This is a genomic window from Roseateles sp. (genome assembly GCF_031397715.1).
Taxonomy (GTDB): Bacteria; Pseudomonadota; Gammaproteobacteria; order Burkholderiales; family Burkholderiaceae_C; genus Paucibacter_A.
This window is the reverse complement of sequence record NZ_JANNMI010000283.1, coordinates 1-15,131: the sequence shown is the minus strand read 5'-3', so window position 1 is coordinate 15,131 and position 15,131 is coordinate 1. Positions and strand designations below refer to the sequence as shown.

The window sequence follows — 15,131 nt, the reverse complement described above, 5'->3', positions numbered from 1 at the left end:
CGCAAGCGTTCGATCACAATTTCTTTTGGAAACAAGGCCAACACAGCATCCACGCTAGGCGTTTGCACCCGTCCACATACCAAAGCTCGCACCGGCATCGCCAACAAAGGCATCTTCAGGCCGTGAGCGCTGACGGTTTCTTTGATAGCGGCTGCAATGCTGACCTTGCTCCATTCAATCTCCGCGAATTTTCCGGCCAAGCTGTATAGCGCCGGTTTGACCGCCTCGGTGACGTGAGCGGCCAGGTCTTCCGCCGTCGGTGCTACCGGGTTGAAATACATGCTCAACCAATCCGCCAAGGCAACCGTGGTCGAGCAACGATCCTTGAACAACGCGCACATCGGCTCCAAAGTGGCGGCGTCAACCAGCAAACCACGCTTAGCGAATTGCGCAGCGACCAAGCCCGCAAGCCTTGCGTCGGCGGCTTGCTTGATGTATTGACTATTGACCCACTCCAACTTGGCTGGATCCCATTGCGCGGGGCTCTTGCTCAGGTGCGAGCCATCAAACCATGCCACCAATTGCTCGCGCGTGAACAGCTCTTCGTCACCATGGCTCCAACCCAGTCGCGATAGATAGTTCAACATCGCCTCGGGCAGATAGCCGGCGTCCTCATAGGCGGTCACGCTGACCGCACCACGGCGCTTGGACAGTTTCTGGCCGTCATCGCCCAGAATCACGGGCACATGGCCGAACTGCGGCAGCGGTGCGCCGAGGGCATTGAAGATATTAATCTGCCAAGGCGTGTTGTTGACATGCTCGTCACCACGGAACACATGGCTGATGGCCATGTCCCAGTCATCCACCACCACGCAAAAGTTATAGGTCGGCACGCCGTCCGGCCGCACGATGATCAGGTCATCGATCTCGCGGTTATTGATGGTGATCTGGCCCTTGACCACGTCATCCCAAGTCACGTCCCCATCGAGTGGATTCTTGAAACGCACGACCGGCTGCACGCCCACCGGCGCGGCCGGCAAGACCTTGCCGGGCTCGGGCCGCCAGCGGCGGTCGTAATGGGTTTTTTCGCCGCGGGCGCGCTGCGCTTCACGCATTTCATCCAACTCGGCGGGCGAGCAGTAGCAGCGGTAGGCCTTGCCCTCAGCGATCAGTTGCTCAACCACCGCGCTATAGCGCTCCAATCGTTGCATCTGGTAGATCGGGCCTTCGTCATAGTCCAGCCCCAGCCATTGCATTGAGGCGAGGATTTGTTCGACCGAATCTTGGGTCGAGCGCGCCACGTCGGTGTCCTCGATGCGCAGCACAAACTGGCCACCGAAATGGCGCGCATAGGCCCATGAAAACAAGGCCGTGCGGGCGGTACCCAGGTGCAGGAAGCCGGTCGGCGAAGGCGCAATACGGGTACGGATAGCAGTGTTCTGGCTCATAGGGAGTTCAAGGTAGAGAGTCCGCGCAGCAAATCGTCGGTGATGTCGTCAATATGTTCCAGACCAACCGCCAGACGAATCAGGCCCTGGCTGATGCCGGCGGCTTGGCGCTGAGCTTCGCTGAGGCGCCCATGTGAGGTGGTGGCCGGGTGCGTGATGATGGATTTGGTATCACCCAAATTGGTGGCAATGCTCAACACCCGCGTGCTGTCGATGACGTGAAAGGCCGCCGCGCGGGCCGCCTCAGGCGTCGCCGCGCGCAGCTCGAAGGACAACACCGCCCCGCCCTGCCCCGACTGCTGGCGCATCGCCAGCTCATGCTGAGGGTGCGAGGGCAAGGACGGGCAAAAGACCCGCGCGACTTCGGGCCGAGCCTCCAACCAGCGCGCCACGGCCAGCGCCTGTTCGCTCTGCGCGCGCATGCGCAGGCTCAGCGTTTCAAGCCCCTTGAGGATCACCCAGGCATTGAACGGCGCCAGCGTCATGCCGACAGTGCGCAAGACTGGGCCGAACACATCCTTGATCAAATGATTTGAGCCGCACAAAGCACCGGCCATGACCCGGCCCTGGCCATCCATGTATTTGGTAGCCGAATGCATGACCAAATCCGCGCCCAGCTTGATGGGCTGCTGCAAGACCGGTGTCGAATAAGTGTTGTCCACCACCAGCAAGGCGCCGGACTCGTGGGCGATATCGGCCAAGGCGCGGATGTCGCAGATTTCGGTCAGGGGGTTGGTCGGGGTCTCGGCGAAGAGGATGCGTGTTTTCGGCGTGACGGCCGCGCGCCATTCCTGCAAATCGGTCTGCGACACAAAGCTGGTCTCAACGCCAAACTTGCCGAACTCCTTGGCGAAGAGATTGATCGTCGAGCCGAACACCGAGCGTGAGCAAATCACATGATCACCGGCCTTCAGCAAGCCCATGCACATCAGCAAAATCGCGCTCATCCCGGTCGAGGTGGCGATGGCGGCTTCGGTGCCTTCCATGGCCGCCAGGCGTATTTCTAGGCTGCGCACCGTGGGATTGCTGGTGCGCGAGTAGGTGAAGTCCTCCGAAGCGGCAAAGCGCTGCGCCGAAGTTTGGGCATCCGGCTGAACGAAGGCGCTGGTCAAAAACAGCGCTTCGGAGTTTTCGCCATGCTGGCTGGGTGCCAAGGCCGTGCGCACGGCCAAGGTCTCGGGTCGCAAGCCGTCCGGCAACTGCGCGCGAGCCAAACGGCGAGCTTCTACTTCACTGCTCATCGGCCATCACCTCCGCTTTGTAAGGCCAGGCGGGTGCGCGACGGGCCGTCCTCTTCCTCACCTTGACTGCGCCGCTGCGCTTCGAGTTTGGCAAAGTCCTCGGCCGTCACATCGCCGGTGACATAAACGCCGTCAAAACACGAGGCCTCAAAGCCATGCAAGGCCGGCTGCAAGGCGGCGACCACACGCTTCATTGCATCGACATCTTGATAAATCAAGGCATCGGCACCGATAAACTGACGAATCTCTTCATTGCTGCGGTTGTGCGCGACCAACTCCTCGCTGGTCGGCATGTCAATGCCGTAGACATTGCGAAACCGCACCGGCGGCGCGGCCGAGGCCAGATAGACCTTGCGCGCACCCGCCTCGCGGGCCATCTGCACGATTTCCTTGGAGGTGGTGCCGCGCACGATCGAGTCATCAACGAGCAAGACATTGCGCCCCTTGAACTCCAGCCCGATCGCATTGAGCTTTTGGCGCACCGACTTCTTGCGCTCGCCCTGGCCCGGCATGATGAAGGTGCGGCCCACATAGCGGTTCTTCACAAAGCCTTCGCGGTAAGGCTTACCGATCCGGTGCGCCAACTGCATCGCCGACGGCCGGCTCGACTCGGGGATAGGAATCACCACGTCGATATCGCTCAGCGGCATGGTCGAGATCAAGCGCTGGGCCAGCGTCTCGCCCATATTCAGGCGCGCCTGGTAGACCGAGATGCCGTCCATCACCGAGTCCGGCCGGGCCAGGTAGACGAACTCGAACATGCAGGGATTCAGGGTCGGGTTCTCGGCGCATTGCTGCGTGCTCAGCTTGCCGCTCATATCAATGAACAAGGCCTCGCCGGGTGCAACGTCGCGCAGCAGTTTGAAACCCGTGCCTTCCAACGCCACGCTTTCGCTGGCCACCATGTACTCACCATCAGCAGCTTGGCCGAAGCACAGCGGGCGAATACCGAAGGGGTCACGAAACGCCAACATCCCGTGACCGGCGATCAGGGCGATCACGGCGTAGGAGCCTTTGATGCGCTTGTGCACCGCCGCTACAGCCCTGAACATGCCGTCGGGGCTGAGCGGCGCGTCGCGAACCACCTGCTCGATTTCATGCGCCAGCACATTGAGCAGTACTTCGGAGTCGCTCTCGGTGTTGATATGGCGGCGGTCAATATCGTAGAGTTCGGTCTTCAGTCCCTGCGCATTGGTCAGGTTGCCGTTGTGCACCAACACCAGACCAAACGGCGCGTTGACGTAGAAGGGCTGTGCCTCTTCTTCGTTGTAGGCATTGCCGGCGGTCGGGTAGCGCGTTTGGCCCAGCCCGATATTGCCCGGCAAGGCACGCATATTGCGGGTGCGAAAAACGTCGCGCACCATGCCGCGGGCCTTGTGCATAAAGCATTTGTTGCCCTGCATGGTGACGATGCCGGCTGCATCTTGACCGCGGTGCTGCAAAAGCAGCAGGCCGTCATAAATCAACTGGTTAACCGGTGAGCGAGAGATCACGCCGACGATGCCGCACATGGTTTTTCCTTGTCTTGAAGGGACAGAACAAAATTCAAAGCCCGAGCCCTGGCTCAGGCCGGGATCAATTTCAACACTTCGTCCGGCAACACCGGACGAACTTCATGCAAAAGCTGCTGTAAGCCAGCGCCCAGCTGTGACTCGCGCCAACTCGGCCAGTCTTTGGCCGGCGTCATATTGATCAGCAGCGTCAAGATCGCGCAAATCAGCAGTCCGCGCAAAAATCCAAAACCGCCGCCCAGCAGCCGGTCGATGATGCTCAAGGGCGTGGCATGAAGCAAAGCCCGCACCAGCTTTGCGCCCAAACTCCAGACCAGCAGAATAAAAATAAAGCTCAGGCAAAGAGCGAGCACATGCAAAAGGCCGGGATCGAAGCGCTGCTGTGGCAGCCAGGACTCGATCAGCGGTGCCAACACCGGCGCAGCGAAATAGGCAATCAACCATCCTGCGATGGACAAAAGCTCAAACACCAGGCCGCGCCATAGCCCCAACAAGGCCGACACCGCGAGCAAAGCCAGCAAGGCCCAATCGACCCAACTTGTCAGGCTACTCAAATGAAATCACCCAGGCCGTAAGCAAACAAACAAGCAAGCAAGCCCGCCAAGCCCTCAAAGTGTCAAGACCGCCGGCGACAGACCGACAGCGCGCAGCCGTGCTGCGGCCTTGTCAGCCTCGTCCTTGCTGGCAAACGGTCCGACGCGGACCCGGACGCGCTTACCCGTCGGCGTCTCAAGCACTTGCGTGTAGGTCTTCAGGCCGAGCTTCTCGACCTTCATCCGGACCTCATGTGCGGCCTTTGCATCGGCAAAAGCACCCACCTGAACGATCGATCGACCGCCCGCCTCGACCGGCTTGCCGTCCAATAGCGACTGAGCGCGCGCTGCTTCTTGTTCCGAGCCCGTTCTATCCAACTGAGGCTCGACCGGCTTCTTTTCAAGCGGCCTGTCCGCTGACTTTTCAGGGGTCTTGACCGAAGCCTTGGGCTCCGGCTTCGCCACCAGCGTCGGCAGAGGCTCTTGAGGCAAGGCATCGACCTGTTTGCTGACCGGCGGTGACGCCGGCTGCGGCTGCGGCTCAGCTTCCGGCTCGACCATCGCCAGCGGCGGCAGCGCAGGGGCTTGCAGTTGTGCCGGCACGCGCAGCGGCGGCGCAGCCTCCTTGCTTGGGATATCGATGGGCAGATCGACCGGAATCGGCCGAGGCTGGGTCTCGAACAGCAGCGGGAATCCGATCACGCCCACACCCACCAGCAGGGCCGCGCCGATCAGGCGATGGCGAGCGCGCAGGCGCAAATGCTGGACCGCGTCGGCCGCATCGGCGACCGGCTTGGCGCCCGCTTTGGATGGTGTTTTGGGGGCCGGACCGGCCTCCCCGCGTTTGAAAAATGACAACAGACCCATGGCAAAGTGGCAGCGTGAGCCGGTTTAAAACGTGGTGACAAAAGGGCCTAGCGAACCAGCAGCCCTGGAGAATCAAGTCAAAGAATTGCGCGCTTGAGGCGGCTTGCCGGCCTGCAAACGCGGCACACCTTGCTTGAGCACCGCGCCCACGGTGAAGAACGATCCGAAGACCAGAATTCTATCAGCGGGCTCGGCGTCGAGCGCCGCTGCGGCCAGCGCCTCGGCAGCACTTGCATGCACATGCAAGCTCAGCGCTTTGGGCGGTTTCAGGTCGCCGGCTGCCCACAGCGCCTCAAACTGCGCGGCAAGAGCCGCCGCCTTGGCCGCGCGCGGGATCTCCAGATCGCAGAAGTGCCAGGCATCAACCAGCGGCGCTATTTTCTTGAAAATACCCGCCAAGTCCTTGTCCGCCATCGCGCCGAACACCGCATGCGTGCGCGGAAAGAAACCCATCTGGTCGAGGTTCTGCGCCAGCGCCGCCACCGCATGCGGGTTGTGCGCCACGTCCAGCACCAAAGTCGGCTGGCCGGCCACGACCTGGAAGCGTCCCGGCAAATCGACCATCGCCAGCCCGTTGCGCACCGCCTGCGCGCTGACGGGTAAGCGCTCAAACAAGACCTCGAACACCGCCAGCACGCCGGCCGCGTTCAGCAGTTGATTGACGCCGCGCAGCGCCGGGTAGGCCATGCCACTGAAGCGCCGCGTAGCGCCCGACCACTGCCATTGCTGGCGGTCGCCGCCATACGTGAAGTCCACGCCCAGCTGGCGCAGATCGGCGCCAATCTCGGCCGCCCGGGCGGCCAGCGAGGCGGGCGGCACCGGGTCGCTGACGACCACCGGCCGGCCGGCGCGCATGATGCCGGCCTTCTCGCGGCCGACCGATTCCCGGTCCGGCCCCAGGTATTCGGTGTGATCCAGGTCGATGCTGGTGATGACGGCGCAATCGGCGTCGATGACATTGACGGCGTCCAGGCGCCCGCCCAGGCCCACCTCCAGAATCACCAGATCGAGCGGCTCGGCCGCCAGGCGCAGCATGATGGCCAGGGTGGTGAACTCAAAATACGACAGCGTCAGCTCAGCGCGCGCCGCCTCGACCGCCTCAAAAAACGGCAATAGCGACTCGGCTGCGACCGGCTCGCCGCCTACCCGGCAGCGCTCCTGGAAATGCACCAGATGTGGCTTGATATAGAGGCCAACCCGGTAGCCGGCTTGCAAAGCAATCGACTCCAGCATCGCGCAGGTCGAGCCCTTGCCATTGGTGCCGGCCACCATCACCACCGGCGGCTCGAACTTCAGGCCCAGCCGGTCGCGCAGCGCAAGCACGCGGTCCAAAGTCATGTCTATGGTTTTGGGATGCAGACGCTCGCAATGCGCGAGCCATTCGTCCAGGCTGGAAGGCAGCGACATGGGGTGTTCCAAAAACAAGGCGGCCAGACCTTGTGGGCCTGGCCGCCGGGGTTCAACAATGGCGCTTAGGCAACCGCGTCCGAGCTCATGCGCTGCAGCATGGCGAGTTGACGCGCCACCGTTTCGCGCAGCTGGCGCCGGTCGACGATCATGTCGACCGCGCCCTTTTCCAGCAAAAACTCGGCGCGCTGGAAACCCGGCGGCAGCTTTTCGCGCACCGTGTTCTCGATCACCCGCGGGCCGGCAAAGCCGATCAAGGCCTTGGGCTCGGCCAGCACCACATCGCCGACAAAGGCGAAGCTGGCCGACACCCCACCCATGGTCGGGTCCGTCAAGATGCTGATGAAAGGCAATTTGGCCTTGGCCAGACGGGTCAGGGACGCATTCGTCTTGGCCATCTGCATCAGGCTCAACAAGCCCTCCTGCATACGCGCGCCGCCGGTCGCGGTGAAGCAGATGAACGGCGTCTTCTGTTCGATCGCCGTCTCGACGCCGCGCACAAAGCGCTCGCCGACCACCGAACCCATAGACCCGCCCATGAAGTTGAACTCGAAACAAGCCGCCACCACCGGCAAGGTCATCAAGGCGCCGCCCATCACCACCAAGGCGTCGGTTTCGCCGGTCTGCTCCAGCGCATCCTTCAGCCGGTCGGGGTACTTTTTGCTGTCCTTGAACTTCAAGGCATCGACCGGCAAGACCTCCTGGCCGATCTCGTAACGGCCTTCGCCGTCCAGAAAGACGTTCAGCCGGGCGCGCGCGCCGATGCGGTGATGATGGCTGCACTTGGGGCAGACATTGACGTTCTGCTCCAAGTCCGTCTTGTACAAGACCGTCTCGCAAGACGGGCATTTGATCCACAAACCTTCCGGCACCATGCGGCGCTCGGTCGGGTCGGTTTGCTGCATCTTCGGGGGCAGAAGTTTTTCAAGCCAACTCACAAGCAGACTCCTTTTATGCTTAAGCGTCCAGGGCGGTACGGATTTCGCGGATGAACTGAGCACCCATTCGCGCAACATTATCGCGCGGCTGGACCTCCAACAATTCAACCAGGCGCGAACCAATCACCACCGCGTCCGAGACATCGGCCACGGCGCGCGCGGTGGCCGCGTCGCGGATGCCAAAACCCACGCCGACCGGCACCGAAATATGGCGCCGGATGCGCGGGATCATCTCGGCCACCGCCGCCGTGTTCAAGTGGCCGGCGCCTGTCACGCCCTTCAAAGACACGTAGTACACATAACCGCTGGCGACCTCGCCGACACGCTGCATCCGTGCGTCGGTCGAGGTCGGCGCCAACAGGAAGATTGCGTCCATGTCCTGCGCCTTCAGCAAGGCAGCAAAACGCACACATTCCTCGGGCGGATAATCCACCACCAACACCCCGTCGACGCCGGCTGCCTTGGCGTCCAGTACAAAGCGGTCGAGGCCGTAGCGCTCGATCGGGTTGGCATAGCCCATCAAGACCACCGGCGTGGTTTGATTGCTGCGGCGAAAGGCTTGCACATAGTCCAACACATGCTTCAGGCCGATACCAGCGTTGACCGCCCGCTCGGCGGCACGCTGAATCACCGGGCCATCGGCCATCGGATCGGAAAAAGGCACCCCCAACTCAATCACATCGGCGCCGGCTGCCGCCATCGCCAGCATCAATTCGACCGTGACATCGGGATAAGGATCGCCGGCGGTGACGAAGGGGATCAAGGCCTTGCGGCCTTCAGATGCAAGGCGGGCAAAAGTGGCTTGGATGCGGCTCATGGCTGGCCTCCCTTCGCCGGCATGGCGACGACAGCATCGCCACCCTTCACCGATTGACCCTTGCAGGACGGTCGACAGAAGAACTCGGCCTGCGACAGATCGGCGACCGTGCCGATGTCCTTGTCGCCGCGGCCGGACAGATTGACCAAGAGATGCTGATCGGCCGGCAGCGTCGGCGCCAACTTCATCGCATAGGCCACGGCATGGCTGGATTCCAGCGCAGGAATGATGCCCTCGGTGCGGCACAGATGATGAAAGGCCGCCAAGGCCTCCGAGTCGGTGACGCCGACATATTCGGCCCGGCCAATGTCCTTCAGATAGGCATGCTCCGGGCCGACGCCGGGGTAGTCCAGGCCGGCGGAGATGGAATGGGTTTCGATGATCTGGCCGTTGGCGTCTTGCAGCAAATAGGTGCGGTTGCCATGCAGCACACCGGGGCTGCCGGCCGACAGCGTCGCGGCGTGCTTGCCGCTCTCAATGCCCTCACCCGCCGCCTCGACGCCGATCAGGCGCGTGCCGGCATGCTCGATATAGGGATAGAAAATCCCCATCGCATTGCTACCGCCGCCCACGCAGGCGATCACCGCGTCGGGCTGGCGGCCAATCATCGCGGGCATCTGCACCAGGCATTCATCGCCGATGACGCGCTGAAAGTCGCGCACCATCATCGGATAAGGGTGCGGGCCGGCCACCGTGCCGATGATGTAGAAGGTCGATTCGACATTCGTCACCCAGTCGCGCATCGCCTCGTTGAGTGCGTCCTTCAAGGTCTTTGACCCGGACTCGACCGGCACCACCCGCGCGCCGAGCAAATGCATGCGATAGACATTGGGCGACTGGCGCTTGATGTCCTCGCTGCCCATATAGACCACACATTCCATGCCGTAGCGGGCGCAAATGGTGGCCGTGGCGACACCGTGCTGGCCGGCGCCGGTTTCGGCGATTACGCGCTTCTTGCCCATGCGTTTGGCCAACAAGGCCTGACCAATCGTGTTGTTGATCTTGTGTGCGCCGGTGTGATTGAGGTCTTCACGCTTGAGAAAAATCTGTGCGCCGCCGAGCTCGCGGCTGAGTCGGTCGGCGTGATAGATCGGGCTGGGGCGGCCGACAAAATGGGCCAGCTCTTTCTTGTACTCGGCAATGAAATCCGGGTCTTGGCTGTAATGTGCGTAGGCCGCATTCAGCTCATCGAGCGCATGGACCAAGGTTTCGGCGACAAAGCTGCCGCCATACGTCTGGCCCTTGACCGGGCCGAAATGCCCTTGGGCATCGGGTTGGGAATAGCTATTCATGGGGAATCTCTCAGATTTCGGGATTGCTCTTCTGTGAGTGCATCGGCTTGACGCACCGCCTCACAGAACTCACGCATCAACACAGCGCATTTGAGGCCGCGTCCTTGGGCCTCCACGCCGGAGCTGACGTCAACGGCCCAGGGCCGCGCCCGAGCGATGCCAGCTTGCACATTTCCGGCATGCAACCCACCAGACAAAACGAGGGGAGAGCCCAGGTTTTTTGGAATGAGAGACCAATCGAAAACCTTTCCACCACCGCCATAACCCTCGACATGGGCGTCGAGCAGAACAGCCTGGGCGGCTGAATATTGTTGGGCGTAGTCTAGCAAATCAAAGCCGGGCTCCATCCGGGCTGCGCGCATAAAGGGCCGACCAACGCGCTCGCAGTCCTGCGGTGACTCGTCGCCATGGAATTGCACCAGCATATTCGGCAGCGCCGCCAGGCCGGCTTGCAACTCGTCCGCACTGGCGTTGACGAACAGGCCCACCGGCGTGACGAAGGGCGGCAGCAATTTAGCCAGCTCGGCGGCGCGCGCCGGCGTCACATAACGCCCACTCTTGGCGTACAGCACAAAACCGATGGCGTCGGCGCCGGCCTCGACCGCGGCGAGCACATCGGCCTCGCGGGTCAGGCCACAGATCTTGATACGGGTTCTTTTCATGATTCTCTTGACGCGCCGGGCAACCAGCCCATCGCCGCCGTTTGGCTGGGGATCTGGTACTCGGCCGCGTAATAGGGGCCGACGAAATAGAGGCCGTCGGCGGGAAAGGTGGGCGCTGCGAACTTGCGGTCCTTGCCGGCCAACACCGCAGCAAACCAGACCAAATCACGTGTGCCGCGCCCTACTGCGAGCAAGCTGCCCATCAAATTGCGCACCATATGGTGCAAGAAAGCCGAGCCATCGAAGTCAAAGCGCCAGTAGTCGCCTTGGCTTGTGATGGCGATGCTGCGCAGGGTCTTGACCGGCGACGCAGCCTGGCATTCGGACGAGCGAAAAGCGCTGAAGTCATGCTCGCCTAAGAGCAGTTGCGCGGCTTGACGCATGATGTCGCCGTCGAGGGAGTAATGGACCCAGCCGACATTACCCGTCTCGATCGCCGGCCGCACCTTTGAGGCCAACAAGAGATAGGTGTAGCGCCGGCCATGGGCGGCGAAGCGGGCGTGGAATGGTTCCTCCGCAAACACGCACCATTGGATCGCGATATCGGCGGGCAAAAAACAGTTCGTGCCGCGCACCCAGGACGCCGCATCGCGCACCACCTCGGTATCAAAGTGGACAACTTGGTTGAGTCCGTGAACGCCGGCATCGGTGCGACCGGCGCAAACCGTGCGAACCCGGCGGGCGGTGAATTTCTGCAGCGCGCCTTCCAGCATGTCCTGCACGGTCTGCCGGTCGGCTTGGGCTTGCCAGCCGTGATAGGCCGATCCGCGGTAACTCACCCCCAGCACTACACGCATCGAACTGCACTCAATTATCGGTTCCTGAATAGAAAAAGCGCCCGGGACTAACCGAGCGCTTTGCATTGTCTCGCAACCATCAACGCAGATCGTTCAGCATCGCCTGCGCCTTGTCGCGCAAGGGGCCACTTGACTTGGAGATCAGCTCCTGCAGCACCTCGCGGGCGCCCTCGGTGTCGCCGATCTGGCGGAACTCGTCGGCCAACTCCAGCTGGCGCATCAAGGGGTCACCGCCGTCGTCCATCAGATCGAAAGCATCGGCCAGCGGGTCGGCGGCGGGCTCGGCAACCTCGCCCGCCTTCATCAACTCATCAAACTCAGCGCCAAAGTCAGCGTCCAGCGTAAGCGACTCGGCCACCGGCAACGGTTCCTCGGCGGCACGCTGATTCGGAACATTGGGCCCATTCGGCAACTCCGGCAGCGACAGATCGATGGAACCCAAATCGAAGTCCAAGGCGTTGCCATCGTCGGCCGGCACCGGTCGGTTCAACGGCTGGTCATCCAAGCTGCCGAAGTCATCAAGATCAAACTCAAGCTCGTTGCCGGCAGCCGGCGCGGCCGCGGCCGGTGCAACCGGGGCCGCCAGGGGCTCAGACAGATCAAAGTCCATCGAGAACGGAGCCTGCTCGATCGTGGTGGTCATGGCCTGGGTGGCCTCCATCGCCATTGGCGACGGCGGTACGGCGGCAGGTGCGCCCAGATCCAGATCAAGATCCAGATCAAAGCCGCTCATGGGCCCGGCTTCGGCCTGCGCGCTGCGGCCAACCGGCTCGGTTGCCAGATGACCGACCGTGTGCGGCATCGTGCTGGCATCCATGGGCTCAGGATGCACTTCCCGACCATCGCTTTGCTGGCTTGGCACACCGCCGGGCTGATAAAGCGGATTTTCCGGGTCAATCTGGCGGCCCAGTTCCTGCGCACGTGCCCAGTCGTCGCCGACGCCACTGGTTTCCGCATACAGCTGCACGGCCAATTGTTCAAAGCCCTTGGTGTCGCGGCGCTTGGCATAAACCTCCAGCAGCTTGAGCCGGATCGCCATTCGTTCGGGCGTTGCGCGCAGCGCTTCCTTCAAAATCTCTTCGGCCTGCAAATCGCGGCCGTAGGCCAAATACACATCGGCCTCGGCGACCGGGTCCACATCGCCGATCGCATCCAACTGGCTGAGCGAATAATTCATCGACGAGGCCGCGCCGGTGGCGTCGCGCGTGTCGACTCGCTGCCCGCCGGTCGCACCGAAGAAGGAGTCGGGCTGCAGGCGGCTTTCGTGGAAGCCGGTGTCAGCTTTGCCCGCGGCCTTGGCGCCGCGCCTGCGGAACCAAACCAAACCGCCGAGGGCGGCCAGCAAAGCAGCGCCCAGCGGCAGGGTCAAAGGATTCTCAAGCAGCTGGTCCAACCAGCCAGGCTCGGCCTTTTCCGGCAGAGGCGGGGCGAGCGCTGCCGAAGCAGCCGAAGCAACCACAGGCGGCTTTGGTGCCGGCGCCGACGCAACCGTCGACGGCAGGCCCGGCGTTGAAGCGGCCGACTCAAGCGGCAATGCAGGTAGCGCAGCAATCACCGTTGTTGGTGCCGCTGTTGGTGCGACGGGTACCAGTGCAGGTGGTGCGGCCACTGAAGCAGCGATGGCCGGTTTGGCCGCGCTGGAAATCTTCTTCAGTTCTTCAACATTGCGCGTCAACTCGGCCATGCGAGCGGCGGCATCTTTCTTTTCGGCTTCCTTGGAGGCAGCCGCGAGCTTGGCGTCGGCGTTGGCGCTGGCGGCCTTGCTGAGTGTCAACTTATCCGGCGGGGGCGCGGGGGCTGGTTTGCGATCTTCAACCGCGGCCTCGACCTTGCCCTTGGCTTGACGCTGGTTTTGATCGCTTTGCACCGTCGGCGCCGCGCTGCTCAAGCGCAAACGGTAGGCGCTGAAATCAGCACTCTGCGCCCGAATGACCTGCCGCGCCTCGGCGGTCGGCATGGAGCCCAGGGTTTCGCTTGCGGGCACTTGCAAAACCACGCCCGAACGCAAGCGGTTCATATTGCCGTCAAGAAACGCATCCGGGTTGTTGCGAAACAAACCCACCAGCATTTGGTCCAGCGAAATGCCTTCGGGCTGGGTGCGGCCGGCGATGCGCGACAAATTGTCGCCCGGCTTGACCTTGTATTCAGAAGCCGCAGAAGCCGCAAAAGCCGCGGGCGCTGCTACAGCAGCGCGTGGGGCTGGAGCGGCCACAGGGGCCGCAGTTTCTCGCGGCACCCTGGCCACGGGGCTAGGGCTAGGCGGGATAGGCACGGCAGCCGTTGCTGCCGGCGCCGGCACCGGCTCGGTTTGAGCCGCAGGCGCAGGCGATATCACCGGCGCCGTCGTCACTACCGCTGCCGCGGGAGCTGGAGTTGCAGTCCCATTGGTCCGTGTTGCCGCCGGTGGATCAAACAGCAAAGTGTATTCGCGCACCAAGCGGCCATTGGCCCAAGTCAACTCGAGAATCACGTCAACAAAAGGCTCTTGCACCGCGCGGTCACTGCTGACCCGCAGAACGCTGCGGCCGTCTTTCTTAAGCACTTGCACCTGCGTGCTGGTCAACACCGAGTTGTATTCAACGCCGGTGGCGCGGTAGGACTCGGGCGGCGCAATGCGCACCTTCAAGGAACCCGCTTCTTCGGGGCTGAGACTGGTGATGTCGATTTCCGCCTTCAAGGTTTCACCCAAGGCCGACTGCACCGACAAGCGCCCGAGACCGAGGGCCCACGCACCGCTGCTGCCGGAGACCAACAACGCGGCCGCCGCAATATGCGACAAGGCAAAGCGAGACAGCGCAAAACGGGGAAGCGCTGTGCGAGACAGCGCAAAGCGGGGAAGCGCTGTGCGAGACAGCGCAAAGCGGCGGGACGCCGGTGCCTGGACTCCGCTCTGGGGGAGGCCGGGCCGGCTAACTTCGGCGCACGCCCTAGCTTCAACCGCGCAATAATATTTTTTCAAAGCGTTCCCCCAAGCGACAAGGCGGGCACCGCAGGGTGTCCGCCTTTTATGACGTTACTAACTCTCAGCTTAACCGCGCTCACGATGCCATCCACATGCGCACTTCCGATTGGAATTCTCAATAGTGGCAAGCATATACGCATAGAACCTCAGGCAAAGCCTGAAAAGCTCCATAGACACCGCTCTGATTCAGCCCGTTACAAGCTTGTCGCTTGCTGGCAACGGGCCGCCTCTCGGTCAATGTGTGAGCAGGATGCGCAACATGCGGCGCAAGGGCTCGGCCGCGCCCCACAGCAGCTGGTCGCCGATGGTGAAAGCGCCAACGTATTCGGGGCCCATCGCCAGCTTGCGCACACGGCCGACGGGAATGGTCATCGTGCCCGACACCGCCACCGGGGTCAGGTCTTGCACGGTCGCTTCGCGGGTGTTGGGCACCAGCTTGACCCAGTCGTTGTCGGCGCCAATCATCGCCTCAATGTCGGCCACCGGCACGTCCTTCTTCAGCTTGAAAGTCAGCGCCTGGCTGTGGCAGCGCATCGCGCCGACGCGCACACAAAAACCGTCCACCGGAATCGGCGCTGAGCCGAAGCCCTCGCCCAGACCCATGATCTTGTTGGTCTCGGCCATGCCCTTCCATTCTTCCTTGGACATGCCCCAGCCGGGCTCGTCCCGGCTTTTGCCGATACCGAGGTCCTTGTCGATCCACGGGATCAGCGAGC

General features: G+C 62.5%; 13 protein-coding genes. All 13 read right to left on the bottom strand.

All coding sequences use genetic code 11. The features are described 5' to 3' along the window. The coding region (gltX, locus tag RMO57_RS12475) for a glutamate--tRNA ligase (RefSeq protein ID WP_310387051.1) at window positions 1-1,388 on the bottom strand (1,388 nt) is incomplete at its 3' end. Then, window positions 1,385-2,629 carry an O-succinylhomoserine sulfhydrylase gene (locus tag RMO57_RS12470; protein ID WP_310387049.1) on the bottom strand — a complete coding sequence of 415 codons (1,245 nt, stop codon included), beginning with the start codon at window positions 2,627-2,629 and terminating at the stop codon, window positions 1,385-1,387. The genes RMO57_RS12470 and gltX, both read right to left, overlap by 4 nt. Next, window positions 2,626-4,140: an amidophosphoribosyltransferase gene (purF, locus tag RMO57_RS12465; protein WP_310387047.1), complete on the bottom strand. Its 1,515-nt coding sequence runs from the start codon at window positions 4,138-4,140 to the stop codon at window positions 2,626-2,628. The genes RMO57_RS12470 and purF overlap by 4 nt, the downstream gene beginning before the upstream one ends. 53 nt (window positions 4,141-4,193) lie before the next feature. Further along, window positions 4,194-4,694, bottom strand: coding sequence for a CvpA family protein (locus RMO57_RS12460; protein WP_310387046.1), 501 nt, complete (start codon window positions 4,692-4,694; stop codon window positions 4,194-4,196). 54 nt (window positions 4,695-4,748) lie between these two features. After that, window positions 4,749-5,540, bottom strand: coding sequence for an SPOR domain-containing protein (locus tag RMO57_RS12455; RefSeq protein ID WP_310387045.1), 792 nt, complete (start codon window positions 5,538-5,540; stop codon window positions 4,749-4,751). A gap of 72 nt (window positions 5,541-5,612) precedes the next feature. Beyond that, on the bottom strand, window positions 5,613-6,947 hold the full coding sequence (gene folC / locus RMO57_RS12450) for a bifunctional tetrahydrofolate synthase/dihydrofolate synthase (protein WP_310387044.1): 1,335 nt from the start codon (window positions 6,945-6,947) through the stop codon (window positions 5,613-5,615). Window positions 6,948-7,012: 65 nt separating this feature from the next. After that, window positions 7,013-7,885 carry an acetyl-CoA carboxylase, carboxyltransferase subunit beta gene (gene accD, locus RMO57_RS12445; protein ID WP_310387042.1) on the bottom strand — a complete coding sequence of 291 codons (873 nt, stop codon included), beginning with the start codon at window positions 7,883-7,885 and terminating at the stop codon, window positions 7,013-7,015. Between the two features lie 19 nt (window positions 7,886-7,904). Then, window positions 7,905-8,702, bottom strand: coding sequence for a tryptophan synthase subunit alpha (gene trpA, locus RMO57_RS12440; protein WP_310387040.1), 798 nt, complete (start codon window positions 8,700-8,702; stop codon window positions 7,905-7,907). Continuing rightward, window positions 8,699-9,994 carry a tryptophan synthase subunit beta gene (trpB, locus tag RMO57_RS12435; RefSeq protein ID WP_310387039.1) on the bottom strand — a complete coding sequence of 432 codons (1,296 nt, stop codon included), beginning with the start codon at window positions 9,992-9,994 and terminating at the stop codon, window positions 8,699-8,701. Before trpB ends, trpA begins: the two co-directional genes overlap by 4 nt. Beyond that, complete coding sequence (locus RMO57_RS12430) at window positions 9,991-10,656, bottom strand: phosphoribosylanthranilate isomerase (RefSeq protein ID WP_310387038.1); 666 nt, start codon at window positions 10,654-10,656, stop codon at window positions 9,991-9,993. The genes trpB and RMO57_RS12430 overlap by 4 nt, the downstream gene beginning before the upstream one ends. Next, a complete protein-coding gene (gene truA, locus RMO57_RS12425; protein WP_310387037.1) occupies window positions 10,653-11,453 on the bottom strand; it encodes a tRNA pseudouridine(38-40) synthase TruA in 801 nt (266 codons plus the stop codon). Before truA ends, RMO57_RS12430 begins: the two co-directional genes overlap by 4 nt. Before the next feature lie 79 nt (window positions 11,454-11,532). Further along, window positions 11,533-14,232, bottom strand: coding sequence for a FimV/HubP family polar landmark protein (locus RMO57_RS12420; RefSeq protein WP_310387035.1), 2,700 nt, complete (start codon window positions 14,230-14,232; stop codon window positions 11,533-11,535). 417 nt (window positions 14,233-14,649) lie between these two features. Beyond that, window positions 14,650-15,131 (bottom strand): aspartate-semialdehyde dehydrogenase (locus RMO57_RS12415; protein WP_310387032.1); only part of this gene is annotated, 482 nt, incomplete at its 5' end.